The organism is Shewanella chilikensis (genome assembly GCF_002836945.1).
Lineage (GTDB): Bacteria > Pseudomonadota > Gammaproteobacteria > Enterobacterales > Shewanellaceae > Shewanella > Shewanella chilikensis.
The window spans coordinates 12,456-31,964 of record NZ_NIJM01000048.1 but is presented as its reverse complement, the minus strand read 5'-3'; the positions used below and the strand labels follow the sequence as shown (position 1 = coordinate 31,964).

Below are 19,509 nucleotides of genomic sequence, written 5' to 3'. Positions count from 1 at the left end.
CTACGAACTAAAGAGTGTTGCTTAGTAGCGTGTCCTGTATTAGCGGTGCGGATCACACTTAGTCTCGAAGTGAATAAGGTGTACGCATTGGTATACGGCAGAGTTTGCCGCTGGGGTGGCAAAATCAGCCTAGAAACTCTGCTTCACTTGAAAGCGCCATTCCCAGCCGTCCACTTCATCGCCCCGGGTAAAGGGCACGCTGAAATCTATGTGGGCGACATGACCATAACTGGAGCGGGAAGAGTAGACTCTGGCACCTATGCCGACTGAGCCTATGGGGCCTGAGACTTCGTTGTCATTGGCCATGGCACCACCAAGGGCCTGACCGACATCGATAAAGGCGGCCCAGCCCAATTCTGCCAGTTGGTAGAGGTTGATATTGGGGTAATAGCGGATTTCGCCGGTCAGCAGCCATTGATTGTCACCGTGCTGGTAGTCGTTGGGATAACCGCGAATGCCGGTTTCATCCCCCAGGGCAAAGGGACGGTCGATATAGTTGTTGTTGGAGTTGGACAGCCGCGCCTTGGAATAGGCGGTCCACTTGGGGGTGAACTTATAGAAATACTCGGCGGCAACATTCACTTGATAAAAGTCCCGTTGCCGGGTGGCCAGGGTGGCTTCACCGCCAAATGCCAGCAACAGCAGCTCCTTACCCTCAAAATAGCCGCGACTGCTGCGCCAGTTGAGGTGATAGCCCAGGCTATCACTGTCTTTGGTTTCCAGCCCCAGTTTAACGCTGTGATGCCAGCCGAGGTTGAAGTCTTCGTTATAGTTGACCAGGTGAATATTGGTCAGCACCCGAAAGTCATCCTGCAGGTACTCCCATTCTACCCAGGGGTAGAGAAAGTCTCTGTCCTGAGGCAAGGGCTGCTGCGGGTATTGAGGCAGGGCGTGAAAGCTGTGCTTATCCTGGGTAACTCCAAGGCGTAATCTTTGCCGACTCTGGTTCTCTTTGGCGAACATAAAGCCCCAGTAGAGGTTGCGATAGCGGAGCTCTTCATCGAATTCGTTGATGTCGAGGCCGTTTTGGCGAATGGTGTCGATTCTGTCTTCATCCAGATACTCGGCGCCGTAGGCGCGGGTGTCGTCCAGAGTATAGAAAGGCTTGTCGAAATACAGCTGTTTGGCCTGACCATCGCTGTTGTCATAGAAGTTGGCCGCCACAGTGGCATTTTTGATGATGTTCAGCGGCATTTCGAACGCGACTTTGTAGCCGGTTCTGTCCTCGTCGGATTGGTACTTCAAACGGGTGCGGATCCCCAGGCCAAGAATATTGTCGTCTTTCAGCCCTACGGAGAAGCTGTTGTTGCCGCCGCTGCGTCCCAGGCTGATGGTGGGCAGCAGCGACCATTGATCCCAGGTTTCTACCAGCAGGGTTTCGCCATCAGGCTGTTGATCGGCGCTGGGGTCGGCCTTGACCACAGAGACCTTGGCGTCTCTGAGATAGGGCTCACGCCTGAGAATTCGCTGCGCTTCTTCCAACTGCCTTGGGGTCACTTCCTGCCCCTCCTGAATACTGAGGCGATTAAGGATCACCGACTCCCGGGTATTGATATGCAAGGCGTTGGCCCAATTGTGCAGGAAGATGGCATTCTTGGCAGACTCGTCGAAAATCGGGTTGCTGACCACCACAATATTGCCAACCTTGAACCGCTCAGGGAGTGGATTTTGGCCTTGGGAAGACGAGGTGGTGCCATTGCCTGCGGTGCCGGTTTTGGCCAAAACGGAGAGGCTGGCAAACAGGGTTGCCAGAAGCAAGACACTGCGGCTTATTGCCATAGACTGCCTCCTCTCGGTAGTGAATATCGGGCTGATATTCACACTTCAATAACACAACCGAATAGGCGGTTAGTCAAGAAGGCTGGCGAAATAAAGTAATGATTTAGCTTGTAATAAACTATCTTTCCCCGGCGCTAATGCCCACGGCAGCAGCGTTTAGAGGGTGTTTCTCGGCGGCACCACCACGTTGGAGAAGATGAGCCCGGCGATCAGTGACATGAATATCAGAAAGATCTGCGACCCCAGATGCGACTGGTTCAACATGGTTTCACCCGAGATAAGCACATTGAGACCGATATAGGTCTTGGAGCCAGGCACCAGGATGACTATCCCCTGCAGCAGGGCAATGGAGGCCGGTGCCTTCATCCAGCGGGCAAACAGGTTGGCGTAAATACCCACGGCCAGGGCGCCGAAGAAGATCCCCAGAGAATCCCCCAGATAGAGGCCGCCGAACATGGCGGAGAAGAAGGCCACAATACCCGCCAGTACGCCCCAGGGGGCATCTTTGAGCCTGGCCTTGAAGATAAATACCAGCGCCATGGAGAGGATGGGCACCGCCGACCAGATGGCCCAGCGAGGCAGTGGCATGGGTTCGATATAGAGGGATTCTCCGAACAGGGCATTGCCTATTGCCACGCCGAGTACGGCACCGAAGTAGAGCTTGAACAGCAGCATTACCGCATCCATGATCCTCATGGTGCCTGACATAAGATCCCTTGCCGCCAGTTCGGCTAGGCCCAGGGTCAGTGCCAGGCCGGGAATAAAGACGATGATCCCCGACAGCACCACCACAGGGATATTCAGCCCGGCATCCAGTTGCGCCAGGCCACAGGCGGCGAAACCGGCCAGCATGGCGGCTAAAGGCTCCAGCAGTTCGGCCATTCGCCGCGAGCGTTCGGCGCTGAATACCAAACCATAGACCAGCATGCCTATCAAGGCCGACCAGAATACATCATTCCAGCTGCTGCCCATCAGCATGGCAAAGGCGGCGGCCGAGGTGCCAAAGGCACCCAGGGTTAACACAGGGCCATAGGGATTGGGCTTGTTGGCTATCTCATCCAGCCGTTCCAGCGCTTCACTCAGGCTGCGTTGCCCCAGGCTCAGCTCCTGCACTAAAGCGTCGGTGCGGGCCAGCGACCCCAGATCCAGCTCGCCGGGTTTGACCCTGGCAACATGGTTGTATTCCTGATCTGTGTCGTGTTGCAGCACAAAGGTCATCGAAGTGGGGGAGATCAGAAAATAGCCTTCGATGCCGAGCGTCTTGGCCACTGTCTGCAAGTGGGTTTCGAGCCGATAAGCCGGAGTGCCGAACTTATGCAGAGCCTTACCCAACTTGATGATAAAACGGCGCTTTTCAATGAATTCTTGATTATCCACTCGGTTTCCCACTGTGCCCTTGGTTGGACGGACGGTTTTTTGCCCGCGCGGATTCTACAGCAAGGGGGCTGAATCCGGTTAATGACATTTTAAAAATTATTTCCTTTATGTGAGCCTAAGTGCAAGCTTGTTGCGTTAAGGTTGATGCGCACACCTGGATTTTATGGGGCCAATAGGGGCTGAATAGAGAAGGTTAAAAAGGAGAGTTTGAAATTATGTCATTGTTTATATCGGGTTTTTATGCCGCCTTGACGGGACTTTTGGTCTTGGTTTTGGCTTACCGGGTGGTAGGGCTGCGCCGTGCTTACAAGATAGGCCTGGGTGATGGCGGCAACGATGCACTGTATCTGGCCAACCGGGTACACGGTAACCTGCTGGAAAATGCCCCGATAGCCTTGCTGCTTTTGGTGTTGGCCGAAGCCAACGGCATGGCCGGCGTTTGGTTACATCTACTGGGGACGATTTGGCTGGTGGCCAGATTGCTGCATGCCATAGGTCTGACCCAAGGCAAGGGCGGTTACCACCCGGGCCGATTCCTCGGCACCTTGTTCACCTGGATAAGCATACTCGTGCTGGCGCTGTTTAACCTCTGGCAGTATGTGGGGCGCTTGCTGCTCTGAACCCGAGAGAAGCCACAATCCAAGTAGGGCCTTGGCTTGCAGGCACAAGCAAGGGGGATAAATAGTCGGCAGTTGGTGAAAAATCAGTCACACTTAACCCGGTTAGCCTGTTATACTCCGCGGCCCTGAGGCAGCGTGGCTGCCGTGTGTCGAATCCTCTGATGGTCAGTCTCAAATGCAAGTCGAATCCAGCTTATTTCAGTATCCCAAGTATTGGGCCGAGTGTTACGGCACGGCTCCCTTTTTGCCCATGTCCCGCAAGGAGATGGAACAACTGGGATGGGACAGCTGTGATGTGATCCTGGTGACAGGTGATGCCTATGTGGATCACCCCAGTTTTGGCATGGCGGTGATAGGCCGTTTGCTGGAAGCGCAGGGATTCAGAGTGGGGATCATCTCGCAGCCGGATTGGTCCAGCAAAGAGGCTTTTATGAGCCTGGGTAAGCCGAATCTGTTTTTCGGGGTCACTGCAGGCAATATGGATTCGATGATCAACCGTTATACTGCCGATCGTAAACTGCGCCACGACGATGCCTATACCGCAGGCAATGAAGGCGGCAAGCGCCCGGATCGCGCCGTGACTGTTTATACCCAGCGCTGTAAGGAAGCCTTTAAAGAGGTGCCCGTGGTCATAGGCGGTATTGAGGCCAGCCTACGGCGGATTGCCCACTATGACTATTGGTCCGACAAAGTGCGCCGCAGTGTTATTTTTGATGCCAAGGCCGACATCCTGATCTACGGCAATGCCGAGCGGCCGCTGGTGGAAGTGGCGCACCGTCTCGCCAAGGGTGAAACCATGGCGCAGATGCAGAATATCCGCGGCACAGCGGTTATCCGTAAAGAGCCTCTGCCAGAATGGCGCGGCATGGACTCGCGCAAGATAGATCAGTTGCATAAAATTGACCCTATCCCCAATCCCTATGGCGCCGATGATGTCGGCTGCCAGAATTTGTCCGGGCCATCCGACAAGAAGATCTTCGACAACGACGCTCCCAAGCCCATCAGCGTGCAGCCACCCAAGCCACGGCCCTGGGAGCAGACCTATGTGTTGCTGCCGGCCTTCGAGCGGGTGAGTGAAGACAGATACCTGTACGCCCATGCATCGAGGATTTTGCATCAGGAGCAAAACCCAGGTTGTGCCAGAGCCCTGTTCCAGCCCCACGGCGACCGTGGTGTTTGGGTCAACCCACCGGCCTGGCCGCTCAACACAGATGAGATGGATGCGGTATTCGACTTGCCTTATGCCAGGGTGCCACACCCGGTTTACGGCAAGGCCAAGATCCCGGCCTACGACATGATCAAGACCTCAATCAATATCATGCGAGGTTGTTTCGGTGGCTGCTCATTTTGCTCGATAACCGAGCATGAAGGGCGCATTATCCAGAGCCGCTCGAAAGAATCCATTATCAAAGAAATTAAAGATATACAGCAGAAAGTGCCCGGCTTTACCGGGGTGATTTCCGATCTCGGCGGCCCAACGGCCAACATGTATCGTCTCGGCTGCAAGAGCGAAAAGGCCGAAAAGACCTGTCGGCGCTTATCCTGTGTCTTTCCCGGTATTTGTGGCCATTTGGACACAGATCATCAGCACACCATAGATCTTTACCGTGCCGCCCGGGATGTTCCCGGGATCAAGAAGGTACTGATTGCCTCCGGCGTGCGGTATGACCTGGCGATTGAAGATCCTCGTTACGTTAAAGAGCTGGCCAAGCACCATGTGGGTGGCTATCTCAAGATAGCACCGGAACATACCGAAGAGGGGCCTTTATCCAAGATGATGAAGCCAGGTATGGGCACCTACGACAAGTTCAAGGAGCTGTTCGACCAATACTCGGCCGAAGCGGGTAAGCAGCAGTATCTGATCCCCTATTTTATTTCGGCTCACCCGGGCACCACGGACGAGGACATGCTCAACCTGGCGCTGTGGCTCAAGGAGCGTAAGTTCAAGCTGGATCAGGTGCAGAACTTCTACCCATCGCCTATGGCCAATGCCACGACCATCTACCACACAGAGCTGAACTCGTTGAAAAACGTCAAACACAGCAGCGAAGAGGTGCCGGTGGCCAAGAAGGGGCGTCAGCGGCGACTGCACAAGGCCTTGCTGCGCTATCACGACAGCGCAGGTTGGCCGTTGATCCGCGAGGCGCTTATCGCCATGGGGAAACAGCATCTTATCGGCACCGGGCCACAGCATCTGGTGCCCCCGGAAGGCCGCGCCGAAGCCTGGGCCGGTAAGCATAACCGCAAGGGGGCCGACAAGGGTCGCCAGGGACTCACCCGTTTCAGCGACAATCAGTTTGCAGAGCGCAGCGGCAAAGCCGCCAAGGGTAAGCCAACCGAAGGGGCCAAAGGCGGTAACAAGGCCGGAAAAGGCAAGGGCGGCGACCACACAACAACAGGCAAAGTGGCAACAGCTAAAGGCTCCAAGCCCGGCAGTGGCAAAGCCAGACCCGGTGCCAGGCCTGTCTTTGGCCATGCACAAAGCCATGCTCAGGGTAAAAATCAGGGTAAAAGCCAAGGTAAGAAACCCAAGTAAGAACTCAAGCACCAACCATTATCGCTAAAGTGGAAAGTAGGAGCGCTGAGCCAAGGGGCCGCGCTCCCTCCAACACTTCTCAGAGGCTATCCCTAAGTCTCTGCGCCGGATAAGGTCCTTACCTGGCCAAGCTTACTGCGAATGCGCTCGATACAGGCACTGGGATTCTTCAACCAGAGTCCATAGCTGATGGGCAACGTGGGCACCTTGGCCCGCTGCAGTATCTTGTATGTGTCCAGTTCAAAAAAGTCCATCCAGGGGCCGGGAAAGCCGATGAGATCCAGCGCCAGATACTCGCCCTGCCAGCGGCAGAGGATATCCACCTCTGTGCCGGCTAGCTCATAGCCCGGCCAGGTTTCGATATTGTGTCCGGCCAAGGCGTCACAGAGCTGGCGCTGAAACTTATCAAGGTGATCATTTTGCCTGTGCCGAGCATTGAATTGACGGCTGGATTCCAGATAGCGGCGCAGCAGGGAATGACTCGGCAGCTCTTGGGCCGCTACTGAAACAAACAGGTGTTGTTGCTCTCTGGCGCGGGTAATAGCCACATTGAACACATCTTCGCGGTTGAGATATACCGCGGCTCTCTTGCTCTGTGGGTCAACGGCAAATGAGAGATACATAATGTCGCGCTCCTCCCCCTGAAAACCAAAGGGGGTGTCGGCCCGCAGGCGATACTTTTTCAGTTCGGTGGCGGAAAACTGTTTGAACAAAGTATCGGCCAGCGCATCGGCCTGAGCCCTAAAAGGCGATAACACTCCCAGCGACTTGGTCATGCCCGCTTGTTCGCAGCTGTCTATCTGCTGCCTTATCAGGTTGCACAGTGCACTGATTTCAGCCTGGTTGACTCCCTGTTCATTGCGCTCGCCCATCACTGAGTGCAGATGCAGATGGCCGCTGCTGGTACAGGGTCTGTGCTGCATTATCCGCAGTCGCTGCTGATAAAACTGCGAGTTGCTGAAATTGATAAGCTCGGGAGCGCTGCGAAAGTGCTCATCGAGAAAGGCAACCTGCTGCTGGGAGGCTATCTGCTCGGCCACCAGATCCAAAATCGATTTATCGCGATAGCTGCAGATGCCGGGTTGCGCGGTGGAAACGCCATGCAGTTGTTGTAACGCCTGCTCTTTGCTGCGGGACAGGAAGGAGATATGCCTGAGCTGCTTGCCATCGCCGACGACCAGGGCCCGTTTGGCCCGAAACAGTGCCGGTAAGGCGCTGGTGATATTGCTCTGGCTGGCTTCATCGAAGATAACCAGATCGAATAGTTCCCGCTGCAGCGGCAATACCTTATGCAGGGTGTTGAGGCTCACCAGCCAGATGGGAAACGCTTGCTGCAACACCTGGTAATCCAAGGTATCGAACAGGGCAAACTGCCGTTGTGAGGTGCGGGAACGAATCGCTTGATTGAAAGTTTGCAGCTGTTGCCTGTGGTTGTTCAGCAAGTCGGCAACCCGGCTGGTTTTGACATTTTGCAGCAACTTGGCGGCCAGCGCCTCCTTGGTTGTCAGACTATCGTTCAACTCATCCAGGGTGTCCCAATGTTGGCTCAGGTTTTCCATGCTGTGGCCAAACAGAGCAAGATAGAGCTGCAATAACCAGCGCCGCTGTGAGCGTTCCAGTTTGTGCAGCCTTTGACCGCGGCGAATGGCGCGGCGCAAAAACTGCAGCAGCCGGCGTTCTGAGTTGTCCAGTTGCCGGTTCAATAAATTGAGCTGGCTTTCCAACTGCTGCGGTGGTGTGTGCTCAAGTGAATGATAGCCGTTCAGCAGATTGCTGAGATAATCCTTGAGCTGTTTCAGGAAGGCCTTTTGTCCCGCCCGCAGGCTGATGTCCTTGAGCCCGAACTGACTCTCAAGCTTGTCGTTGATGACATCGAGCGCATGCTCGTTGTTGGCGACGACCAGCACAGACTCGCCCCGGGCCATATGCTCGGCCGCGACGGCGGCTATGGTATAACTCTTGCCGGTTCCCGGCGGCCCGACAACGCAGCCAAGACTGTGGCCGGCGCCTATCTCCAGCACTTGCTGCTGTGCCCGGGACAGGAGGCAGGGCAGGTACTGGCTTTTGAGCCGGCGCTTGGCTTCGGTCTTGGGTGGCAGTTGTGTTCCCATCAGATTCTGCAGCGGCGCCGAGAGTTCGGCTGCATTCATCATGGCAGAGATCTCATGCAGAATGCCGCGACTGGCGCTGGGGCGTTTCAGAAACACCAGCGCCGATGCCGGCACCAGAGTTAACTTACGCTTGCGGGCCAGGCGGGCGAGGCTGTCATAACCTGTCAGTTTGGGGAATCCCAGCAGCCCCAGGGTATCTATGTTCTGGTGGCTCTGGCTCAACAGCGAGGTCCAGCTGTCGGGGCGCTCGGGAGCTAAGATGGCGTCAAAGCCGGCTTCCATACTGTCTTCCGGCAGCAACAGCCGCAGCAAGGGTTCGCTAATCTGCAGCGCCCCCTCTTTGAGGGAAACATAGAAGCTGCCGTCATCTTCTTCCAACAGGGCTTCTTTAAAAACCAGAGGGCTGAGTACAGTGCGGGTCTGCCCCTCTTCCTTTAACTGGCCGACCACAAAATGGGAAACGTAAAGCAGTTGGCGCTCGCGCTGGTACATGGCGATTCTGGGCAGGAGCTGCGCCCCGGCTTCATGGGCGATTGGCTGTCTTGGCAGGAAGCCTGAAAGCAGCGAATCCTCGCCCTCAATAAACAGCCTGTCTTCCTGGTTTAGTTTGCCAAGGTGCCACAGATTAAGGTCGACACAATCTTCCTTATAGCAATCCTGGTAGTAAGCGAGTAATGGTTTGGCGGGCATGACCTTGACTACTTTTTTGCGTTGGCGCGGCTGCGTCCACTGAAGCCGCGGGATGGCAAGTATCCTAACGGTTTAGGCGTAAGCTTTCCAGAAATGCGCCTTGATGCCGGTCGTTTTGAGTGGAGCCTGGGGGGCATATCTCCCGCCAAACTTTTCGGTTTTAAGTAAAAAAAGACCACCCTGGAAGGAAGTGGGCAGGGTGGCCGAGCGTGCCTGGCAAAAGGAGGTTGCCAGCAATGGAGCGGGAGTGTGCCGCTATAGAAGTTCAGTTAAAAGAAGTAGTTGATCCCCACGGCGAAGTTATTGTCCTGGGCGGCATCTTCGGCCGGGTCATCCATGTCGCTGAAGTCCAGCTTGGCCTCAAAGAACATCACAGTGTCTTTGCTGTATCTGTAGTGCAGACCCAGCATGGCAAATTGGCGACGCCAGTTCCCTTGAATGGCACTGTGCTGATCTGTATCCAGATCCAGGTAGCTCAGCATGGCAATGGGCACAAAGCCGTTGTCGTATTGGTAGGCTAGCATCAGCTCGGCGCCGGTGGCGTCGTACAGTTCACCGCCAACCAGTTCGTTGTTGTCACTCTTGTGGGCGTTGAAACCCACATACAAACCGCTGGCTTCACGGTTGGGCGCATAGTGATAATAGTCACCATACATGGCACCTATGCCTATTATCTGGTTGGTCACCTTGAGTTCGCTGCCTTCCAGGTGGCCGTCGATATCACCACGGTTGAAGCCGGCCAGCAGCTTGAACTTGTCGGTGACGCTGTAGGTCAGGCTGGCACCGTAGCTGGAATCAAAGTCCAGTTCAGAGTTGGCCAGTGGTTCGCCGTTGCTGTCCTGTACCGAGACCTCACCATCTTGCTTGGCGGCGTATTGCAGTGCCAGATGCAGCGGGCCAAAGTCATTGCGGTATTGGAATGCGGCATCGGCGCGTCCGGTACCCGTCAGGCCACCATCACCGAAGGTGTAAGCGCCGACGGCATAACCGGCCACGACATTGGGTAAGTCTGTAGTACCGGCCACATCATAATAGGCGCCCCACTGCTTCCCGAAGGTCAGGCTACCCCAGGTATCGTGGGACAGACCGACATAACCCAGGCGGTTGTTAAGGAAATCATCGGTTTTCTCTGCGGCGAGTCTGCCGCCCTGTAGCACCAGATTGTCATCACTGGTGACCATATTGATGCCCCATTCGGTGACGGCATAGGCGGTCCAGCCGTTGCGCTCTTTACGCTCGAAGCTCAAACGTATTCTTGACGTGTCGTCAATTACCGAGGTCTCGTGGCCATCATTGTAGGCGGCGAAACCCAGCCAGCCGCTGATGCCAAAGCTATTGCTGTCATCCTTGTACAGCTCGATTGCCTGGGCTGAGCCGCAGAGCAGCAGCGCAGGGATTGCCAGCGCCAGTATTGTCTTGTTCATAGTCCACCTCATCCAATATTGTTATTGATTTAACTTTTGGGTGGCGCGCACGCCGGGGTGTGCACGCCCGTACGCCTTAAGCGTGTTTCAATTGCTGTTTGGCATTTTTGTTGGAGATGACGCCGAACAGGGTCCAACCGAAGAAGGTGGCGATAGACCCCAGCATCACGGCGGTTTCCCCTGAGCTATAGAGAGCATAGAAGCTGTACAGGGCACCAATTACGGCCATAAAGTTGGCAATTCGGGCTTGTTTTACAGGGATATTCAATTGCTTTTGCATCACACCCAGAGCCGCCATGGAAAGGATGTAAGGGATGATGTTGGTGACCACGGCCAGGTTAACCAGCGCCTCAAACTGTTTGCTCAGCGATGGGCTGATGGTCATCAGTGACAGTACGGTTTGTACCGAAACGATGATCAGCATGCCGACAACCGGGGCGTCTTTCTTGGTCACCTTGGAGAAGGCTTTAGGGAAGAAACCTTCATCGGCAGATGACTTGAACACCTGGGCGATGGTGAACTGCCAACCCAGCAGGGAACCGGTACAAGAGATGATGGCGCAGGCCATGACGATGGAACCGATAGTAGGGTTGAACATTTGCGCAAAGGCCAGCCCGAAAGGTGCGTTGGACAGCGCCAGCTCACCGTTGGGCACAATACCGGCGATCACGTTGGTAGAGATGATGTAGATAACCGCTGCACCTATGGTGCCGCCCATTACCGCGATAGGCACGTTTTTCTCTGGGTTCTCTACTGCTTCAGAGTTGGCACAGGCAGATTCCAATCCCAGGAAGGCCCACAGTGTCATGGCGATTGAGCCACCCAGAGCCTTGAAGAATGGCATGTCGTGGGGGTTCCATGCTGCCTTGTACAGGTCTAAGTCGAACCAGTACCAACCTATGATGGATACCCCGATAACCGGAATGATGATCCCCCACACTGTGATACTGGATACCTGACCTGTGATGCGGGCACCACCGAAGTTGGCCACAGTGGCCAACCAGAGCACGCCTATGGTGGACAGACAGATGGCTATGGGGCTGAGTTCGACACCGAACAGCACGGCACCATAACCCACGGCGGAAATCGCGATGGCCACGTTGGCGATCAACAGAGATACCGCGTAGGTATAGTTGGCCATAAAGTTGCCACTGCGACCGAAGGCGTACTCGGCATAACCGCCCATACCACCGGATTTTTTGCTGAACATACCGCACTTGGCGAAGGCGTAGGCCAATGCCGTTGAACCTGCTGCTGTCACCAACCAGGACAGAATTGAAATCGTTCCCACCTGAGCCAGCTGGGTTGGCAGCATAATGATACCTGAGCCCATCATGTTCACTATGGTGAGTATGGTTAACTGAACCACGCCAATTTTATTATTTGCTTTGCTCATAATTATTTACCTAAGTCATGTTGCCAGGTGGCGGGGCGCCATGCCCCGCCGCTTATGGTTAAGCTTTCAGGACATAGCCCATGGCCTGTTGCCGGCCTTCAGGGGTTTGTTCCAGATACACACCCTGCAGCTCAGGTGAGAAACCCGGCAGCAGATTGATCCCTTCTTCCAGGGCGAGGAAGTAACGTTGAACCGCGCCGCCCCAGATCTCGCCGGGAACCACACAGAGCACTCCCGGTGGGTAAGGCAGGGCGCCTTCGGCCGCGATGCGACCTTCCACCTGTGACAGGGGCACCAGCTCCACATTGCCGCGGATAAACTCTATGTTGGCTTCCTGTGGGTTCATCACGGCTTTGGGGAAGTGGGCCTGACGGAACATCTCTTTTTGCAGCTGTTTCACATCATGACTGACATAGAGGTCATGCATCTCCTGACACAGCTGACGTATGGTGTAACCCTGATAGCGTTCCTTGTTGGCGTTGTAGACATTGGGCAGCACTTCAGACAGCGGCGCATCTTCATCGACCAGCTTCTCGAAGCGGGCAATCTGAGATACCAGATGCTGCATCTTGGCCATGTTTTCGGCCGGGGTGATCAGGAACAGAATCGAGTTGAGGTCACACTTCTCCGGAATGATGTTATTTTCACGCAGGAAGTTGGCCAGAATCGTCGCCGGAATACCGAAGTTGGTGTATTTGCCGGTTTCGGCATCGATACCCGGAGTCGTCAGCAGGAACTTACAAGGGTCGACGAAGTATTGGCCTTTCTCGTATCCCTCGAAGGCATGCCATTTCTGACCGGGTTCGAATTCGAAGAAGCGCAGGTCATCGGCCATCTGTTCGGTCTCATGATCCTGCCATGGGGTGCCTTCTATCATTGGTGGAATGAAGGGCTTGATATATTTGCATTTTTTCAGCAGCAGTTTACGGGCTTCGATACCGGCTTTCACCGCTTCACGCCACAGGAAGCGGCCGCTGGCGCCTTCGTGCATCTTGGCGTTGACATCCAGGGCGGCAAACAGCGGATAGAAGGGGCTGGTGGAGGCGTGCAACATAAAGGCGTTGTTGAAACGTTTATGGTTGCAGTATCTGTCCTGGCCCTTGATATGGCTGTCTTTCTTGTGGATTTGCGAGGTTTGTGAGAAACCGGCCTGCTGTTTGTGCACCGACTGGGTCACCAGGATCCCCGGATCTTCTTCAGTCAGCTCCAGCAACAGCGGTGAGCAGTCGTTCATCATGGGGATAAACTGCTCATAGCCCACCCAGGCGGAGTCAAACAGTATGTAGTCACACAGGTGGCCTATCTTGTCCACGACCTGACGGGCGTTATATATGGTGCCGTCGTAGGTACCCAGCTGGATCACCGCCAGACGGAAGGGGCGCTTGGCATCGGCGCGGCTGGGGTCAACTTTGCGCACTTCTTCGCGCAGATAGTTTTCGCTGAAACAATGGGCATCGATACCGCCGATAAAGCCGAAGGGGTTACGGGCAGTTTCCAGATAAACCGGGGTAGCACCGGCCTGGATCAGCGCGCCGTGGTGGTTTGACTTATGGTTATTGCGGTCAAACAGTACCAGATCGCCTTTGGTCAGCAGCGCATTACACACAACCTTGTTGGAGGCTGAAGTACCGTTGAGGACAAAGTAAGTCTTGTCGGCATTGAATACCTTGGCGGCATGCTTCTGGGCATCACAGGGGGCGCCTTCGTGGATCAGCAGGTCGCCCAGTCTGACGTCGGCGTTACACATGTCGGCGCGGAATACTGTTTCACCAAAGAAATCAAAAAACTGGCGACCAACCGGGTGCTTGCGGAAGAACTGGCCGCCTTGGTGTCCTGGGCAGGCAAAGGTGGAGTTACCCATGTCGACATACTTTTTCAGCGTGCCGAAGAAAGGAGGCAGCAGCGCTTGCTCATATTTATTGAGTGCAGTTTCTACCTGTTTTCCGTAAAACGCGGTACTGCTGCTGGCGCAAAGCTCGAATACGCCGGTAATGGCAGAGCAGATATCATCCGGGAAGGTTTCTTCACAACATACGGCGACGAAAATGGGTAGCTTCAGGCCTGTATTATTGATTTTGTCGACTATGCCGTTATTAACGTCAGTGACTGAAACAACCACGGCACCAATATCGCAAAAATCGGTAGTTAATACGTTGACAACTTCTCTTTCAGTATCAAAACAAGAACGAACAGATAAACTTGCTGCAATTTTTAATGATTTCATAAAATAACCTTATTTAAAAAAGTCAGCAGGGCTCGTATCGGAAAATAAATTCCAATATTAAAATTTAGATAAAGTCAGCCCTGGGCTGGTATATTCAAGCAGCGATATTTATGTAAGGCGTAGAGATACCATGACGAATGCTTCGCCAGAGAAAAGGTATAAGAAAGCCTTACCGTTACGCGTGCAGGATATTACCGGCCGAGTAAAAGCAACTAATTGTATGTATTGGGGATACTAAGGAGATGGATGCGCGGAGCAGCCTATCTCCATTAGTTGGAGAGGGCTATTGCAGGGAAAAAGAAAGAGTGGTCAAAATAATCACGATGGGTCGGCATCATGATATGTCGGGTGCGCCTTATATGCGCCATGATTTTAGACTTTCTCTTCATATACAACTCCGTTACGTCTAGAGAAAAGCACTGGTGATAACTTAATGGCGAGTTTATATCTAGCCAAAAAATAAAAATATGAGCCAAGTCATACTTCTAATTAGTTGTTAAAAAGTGTATCTGAGTTATTTAAAAAATTATTGTTTTTAATAGCTTGTATTAAAAATTTACACTTTATAGTTATATTTGGTGTAGATAATTAATGGGATGGTAATTATCTGGATTAAATATTTATGTTGCACGATCTATTAATCATGGCTTTTTATCTAATTTCACCGAATTAATATTCGGCCAGCCAAGGTTGTTGCACAAAGGTAAATAAGTGGGTTGATTATTCCAATAATGACTCTTTTGAGTGATGCTTGACGTTAGCCAGGTCAGGGTTGAATACTGTCCTTTTTATTGGTTGTGGAGAGTGAGATGGAACAAGAGCAGTACAGTGACAGTGGTTTTTGGGCCAAGCTCAAGGATTACGCCAAGCAGGCAGGTCGGGAAGTCGTCCAGAAGGCGCTTTGGTTATACTATGCAGCCCAAAGGCCAGATACCCCAAAATGGGCCAAAGCCGCGATATTTGGTGCCTTGGCCTATTTTATTACTCCTTTGGATGCCATTCCGGATCTGACCCCGTTAGTGGGTTTCAGTGATGATCTCGGTGCTTTGGCGGCGGCACTTGCCATGGTGAGTCTTTATGTGAACGCCGAGGTGAAACAGGAAGCCGATCAGACGCTGAAGCGTTGGTTTGACTAAGCGAGTACTCTTAAGCCGGTTTTATACTAAACCTTGTTTAAGGGTTTGTCTCAGTTGCCGTTGGGAAAGGGGGCTTCGGGTGAAAGCCCCCGTGATCTACTGGTTTAACTGAGTTTAAATTGCCCCACAATCTGTTCCAGCTGTTGGTTGGCGGTGGCCAGATTGACGGTTTCGTTACGGCTGGCTTCACCGCTGCGAGCCAGCTCGTTGGCCATTTCGCAGATAGCGCTCATGTTACGGGTAATCTCCGCTGAGACCGAGCTTTGCTCTTCGGCGGCGGTGGCTATCTGGGTATTGAGGTCGTTAATCTGATTGACCGACCCGCCTATGGTATCGAGATCTGTGGCGACTCTCTCTGTGGTTTTGGCCGTTTCCAGGCAGGTCTGTTTGGTTTTCTCCATCGAGTGGATCGCACTATTGGATGCCTCTCTGAGATTGTTCAGCGTCACCTCAATTTCTGCGGTGCTGTCCTGGGTGCGCGCCGCCAGAGCTCTGACTTCATCGGCCACCACGGCGAATCCTCGTCCCTGCTCACCGGCTCGCGCCGCCTCAATGGCTGCGTTGAGCGCCAGTAGGTTGGTCTGATCCGCGATATCACCGATGACCTTCAACACTTGAGTGATATTGGTAGTATCCCGGTCGATTTGACCTATCTGCTCTGCAGTATCCTCGACTTCCCTGACCAGGCGATTGACAGTTTCGGTCGCCTCGGCAACCACTTGTTTGGATGCCAGAGCCTGTTTGTTGGTCAACTGAGTAAAGGAAGCGGTTGTGCTGCCATTTTGGGCGACATCGTTGGCCGTGGCGCTCATCTCTTCCACCGCCGCGACAATCTGTTCCGTTTCTTTGGTGTGCGCCGACAATATCTGGCGATTGGTCTCGGTTTCTGTGTTGAGCCGTTCAACACCGCCTGAGATGTGTGTCGAGGCCTGCATGACTTCCTGCATCATGGCTTGCAGGTTAGCGATAAACTGATTGATCCCCTGGGAAATTTGCCCCAGATCATCTTGGCTCTGTATCTCGAGCCGTTTGGTGAGATCGCCATTGCCTTTCGACAACTCGGTGACCATCTCCTTGAGAGACAAGATAGGGCGATAAAGCAGAGAAAGTACCCCGAGCAAGATGGTGATGGCACATAGCAACATGATGGCAGAAGAGATGACAGCGTTTCTCAGCGCCTGATCCACAACAGCATAGGCGCTCGACTTATCCACGCTGATGAACAGATACCACTGTTTGCCGTTGACCAAAGGAATTGCTTTCGAGAAGGCGAGCTTATCAATGCCATCGATATTATATTCTTGCATCATCTCATCATTGCCAAGCAGCTTCTGCTCCACCTGGGGGAGGCCAAAATCGGTAAAGTGGCTGCCGGTAACCAATTTGGGAGACTCCGAAGCCAGCACTTTACCTGTCTGATCCGTGATCAGGGCCACCGCCCCCGGATAATCTATCGCGCTAACCACCTTATGAAGATAGGTGAGTTCTATGTCGCCCAGAACCACGCCATTGCCCAAGTTTTTCAAGATGGAGATCACCTTGTTGCCGGTGCCATCATCGGTATAGATATCGGTGACATCGAGCTGGTTGGTGGCCTTCCCTTGTTGATACCAGGGGCGTGTTCTGGGGTCGTATTTCCCCGGAATCGCTTTGCCGTTAAACCACTTATCGCTGGTTTCTGTGGAATAGGCGCTGCCGTCATCGAAGCCGAAGTAGATGCGGGCAACCCCGGTGAGATCTGTGGTGAGGCGCGCCGTGCTGGCGTAGCTGTCCCGATAGCTCCCTTGGTGGTAGTGCCGGGCCAGTTGCTCCATTGCCTGGGCTTTGGCGCCAAACCAGGTGGCGACTTTGGCGGACTCATTGCGGGTAACGCTTGTGAGTTTGTCGTTGACCCCGGCGATGGTGGCCTCTTTGATTTGGATATAGGAGAGCCAGTTTGAGATCAACAGGCTAAGGACGACTAAAGTGACCATAGAGGCCACGAGTGATTTCTTAAATCCCATTTGTTGCTAACTCCATGATATGCGCTGAATAGAAGAGGCCGGAGTCGGCCTCTTCTGGAGGGCGTCTGGTTAGGGTTAGCCTTTCCAATTCAGATCGAAGTCGTAGCGAATGCCGAAGGCAATGCTCTTGTCGGTGGCGCGTTGTTCGTTGTCTTGCTGCAGATATTCAAGGTGCAAGCGCACATTGCTGGCAGGATTCCATTCCAGGGTGGTGTTGAAACCCTGATAATCCAGGCTGATATCGGACTCCAGTCCATCATCGAAACGGAAGTAGCCCAGCTTGAGTTTGTAGTCCTGCGACAGGGGAATCGCCAGTGCGGCGTCCAGGGTGCTGCCGTCCCTGTCTTCGCTGCCTGTCAATTGATAGTCCTTGTACTGGTAGGCGAGCGCCAGATAGATGCCGTTGTCGAAGCTGTAGGCCACAGCGGCGGCGCTGGTCTTATCTTTGCCGGTTTTCAGCTCACCTTCGAAATTGTCCTGTTCCAGATAGCTGACCCCCAAATGCAAGCCCTGCCAGTCAAATCCCAGACCGGCGTTGATTGCATCGGCGCCGCTGTTATCGCCCTCACCATCGAAGCGTGCCGAGGCCATCAGGGTAAAGTGCTGCAGTTTGAACTGATACAGCGCCAGATTGTCGGCGAAGAAGGGGCTTTCCTGGTTGTAGGCAAACGGGCTGTTGGCGTTGTTGAATATGTCTGTATATTCGGCAACCAGGGTGTATTGCACCGGCCGTTGGCGGCCGAAGCTGAGCTGACCATAGGGGGAATCCACCCCGGCAAATGCCAGCCGGGCATCGCCGAAGCTGCCATCACCATTGAGATTGATTTTCCATTCACCTTGAGCCAGCAATGCCCAACCAGGGGCAAATTCGGTGCGACCCTTGACGCCGATACGGGACAGGGCATCACCCACATCCCATTCATCTGTGATGTCACTGTCGCTGTAAACCAGGGTAGGGCGCAGTGAACCATAGAGGCTGAAGCTGGTGTTTTGGGCACTGGAGCTGACTTGTTGCTGTTCCAGACGCTTTAGACGCTGATCGAGCTCTTGCCAATCGTTGTTGCTGCCATTGTCTGCTGCCATTGCTGTCAGCGGCAGGGTACAACCGAGTAAACACAGGGTAGATGTTCTCATCTGTTTGTCCCTCATTTGGGTATAAGGATCCCCGACCCGTCAGGGCCGCGGCTATCATAGATTTGGGATGCCCTCCCCCGGGAGCTGGAGGAGGGCGTGGGAGTTATTTACCTTTTGAGAGGCTTTTGTACCAGAGGTTGTGGTGTTGCTTCGCCCAGTTTTCGTCGCACTTGCCGCTGAGCATACATTCCATACCGCCTTCAGAGATCACTGTGGCCATATAGATATGTACTACGGTAAAGGCGCCGAGCACGAAGGCGCTGACAAGGTGGAGGATCAATGCCAGATTGGCACCGTCTTTGGTGGCCACCAGGCTTGGGAACATGAGCACCAGACCCGAGCCGACCATCAGGGCACCGAACAAGGCGAAACACCAGAACCAGAGTTTTTCACCTGCGTTGGCAAAACCGGCATCAGGATGCTTGCCCTTGAAGGAGCCGAAGTTCAGGTAACCGCCAACCACTTTGAGCCAGCCGATATCACAGGCTTCCGGCAGTTGCTTACCAGCCCATTTGACCACCATGACCGCCCATCCCAAGATGAAGGGGAAGGCCATCAGGTCGTGCAGGGCGACCGAAGTGCCGATAAAGCCGGTCCAGTGGGAGGCGCCCATGTTGGGCTCCAGCCAGAAGCGGCCGGCAACCATGATAAGGCCTGTGATGATCAGCAGTAGACAGGCGATAGCGCCGACCCAGTGCACCAGCACATCCATGCCACTCCAGCGGTCGATTTTTTTGCCGGAAAAGCCCTGACTCAGCTTGGCTTTGCCATTAATGGCCACGAATAGTGCCAGCAGCACTATCATGCCAAAGAAGCTGTAGCTCAGGAGGTCGGCCCACCAGGAGGCCGGCGCCAGAGTATCAAGATACCCTTGATTGACTGGCGGCAGTGCATCCGGGAACTGGGCATGTTCTGGCATGCCTCTGAGTTCGGGGATATCGCCCTGAATGGCCACTTCCTGTATCGGTTGCCATTGTTGTGGCTCGGGTGTCAGAGTGTCCGCGGCCAGCAGCGGTAAGCTGAATACTAAGGCCACAGCACCTGAGATAAAGGCATTCAAACTTTTCATGTCAAATCCT

Annotated in this window: 13 protein-coding genes; 3 read left to right on the top strand and 10 right to left on the bottom strand. The window is 54.0% G+C overall.

Annotated features, from left to right (window positions below):
* Positions 1-129 precede the first annotated feature (129 nt).
* Together CX651_RS15690 and CX651_RS15685 are read right to left on the bottom strand one after the other, a co-directional pair.
* Positions 130-1,779: a ShlB/FhaC/HecB family hemolysin secretion/activation protein gene (locus CX651_RS15690; RefSeq protein WP_229839801.1), complete on the bottom strand. Its 1,650-nt coding sequence runs from the start codon at positions 1,777-1,779 to the stop codon at positions 130-132.
* A 156-nt stretch (positions 1,780-1,935) separates the two neighbouring features.
* Positions 1,936-3,156: a threonine/serine exporter family protein gene (locus tag CX651_RS15685; RefSeq protein ID WP_071237684.1), complete on the bottom strand. Its 1,221-nt coding sequence runs from the start codon at positions 3,154-3,156 to the stop codon at positions 1,936-1,938.
* Positions 3,157-3,371: 215 nt separating this feature from the next.
* On the opposite strand from CX651_RS15685, the gene CX651_RS15680 reads away from it, so the two are divergent.
* Both CX651_RS15680 and CX651_RS15675 read left to right on the top strand, forming a co-directional pair.
* Positions 3,372-3,776: an MAPEG family protein gene (locus tag CX651_RS15680; protein WP_039035849.1), complete on the top strand. Its 405-nt coding sequence runs from the start codon at positions 3,372-3,374 to the stop codon at positions 3,774-3,776.
* Between the two features lie 175 nt (positions 3,777-3,951).
* A complete protein-coding gene (locus CX651_RS15675; protein ID WP_101056796.1) occupies positions 3,952-6,312 on the top strand; it encodes a YgiQ family radical SAM protein in 2,361 nt (786 codons plus the stop codon).
* 92 nt (positions 6,313-6,404) lie between these two features.
* Here the strand turns inward: CX651_RS15675 and CX651_RS15670 are convergent, their stop codons facing one another.
* The 5 genes from CX651_RS15670 to speFL form a co-directional block, all read right to left on the bottom strand.
* Positions 6,405-9,113 (bottom strand): DEAD/DEAH box helicase, encoded by a 2,709-nt coding sequence (locus CX651_RS15670; RefSeq protein ID WP_101056795.1) that lies wholly within the window; start codon positions 9,111-9,113, stop codon positions 6,405-6,407.
* A gap of 269 nt (positions 9,114-9,382) precedes the next feature.
* The gene (locus CX651_RS15665; protein ID WP_101056794.1) at positions 9,383-10,537 is read right to left on the bottom strand and encodes a porin; all 1,155 of its coding nucleotides are present in this window, start codon (positions 10,535-10,537) and stop codon (positions 9,383-9,385) included.
* Between the two features lie 76 nt (positions 10,538-10,613).
* The gene (potE, locus tag CX651_RS15660) at positions 10,614-11,933 is read right to left on the bottom strand and encodes a putrescine-ornithine antiporter (protein ID WP_101056793.1); all 1,320 of its coding nucleotides are present in this window, start codon (positions 11,931-11,933) and stop codon (positions 10,614-10,616) included.
* 58 nt (positions 11,934-11,991) lie between these two features.
* Entirely contained in the window at positions 11,992-14,157 is a 2,166-nt protein-coding gene (speF, locus tag CX651_RS15655) for an ornithine decarboxylase SpeF (protein WP_101056792.1), read from the bottom strand.
* Positions 14,158-14,426: 269 nt separating this feature from the next.
* Positions 14,427-14,525, bottom strand: a complete 99-nt coding sequence (gene speFL / locus CX651_RS20380) for a leader peptide SpeFL (RefSeq protein ID WP_353735539.1) — start codon at positions 14,523-14,525, stop codon at positions 14,427-14,429.
* Between the two features lie 441 nt (positions 14,526-14,966).
* Between speFL and CX651_RS15645 the strand changes: the two genes are divergently transcribed.
* Positions 14,967-15,293, top strand: coding sequence for a YkvA family protein (locus tag CX651_RS15645; RefSeq protein WP_039035843.1), 327 nt, complete (start codon positions 14,967-14,969; stop codon positions 15,291-15,293).
* Positions 15,294-15,397: 104 nt separating this feature from the next.
* On the opposite strand, the gene CX651_RS15640 is transcribed toward CX651_RS15645, so the two are convergent.
* The 3 genes from CX651_RS15640 to CX651_RS15630 form a co-directional block, all read right to left on the bottom strand.
* Entirely contained in the window at positions 15,398-17,296 is a 1,899-nt protein-coding gene (locus tag CX651_RS15640; RefSeq protein WP_101056791.1) for a methyl-accepting chemotaxis protein, read from the bottom strand.
* 75 nt (positions 17,297-17,371) lie between these two features.
* Positions 17,372-18,430: a porin gene (locus CX651_RS15635; RefSeq protein WP_101056790.1), complete on the bottom strand. Its 1,059-nt coding sequence runs from the start codon at positions 18,428-18,430 to the stop codon at positions 17,372-17,374.
* Positions 18,431-18,533: 103 nt separating this feature from the next.
* A complete protein-coding gene (locus CX651_RS15630; RefSeq protein WP_101056789.1) occupies positions 18,534-19,499 on the bottom strand; it encodes a formate dehydrogenase subunit gamma in 966 nt (321 codons plus the stop codon).
* Positions 19,500-19,509 lie beyond the last annotated feature (10 nt).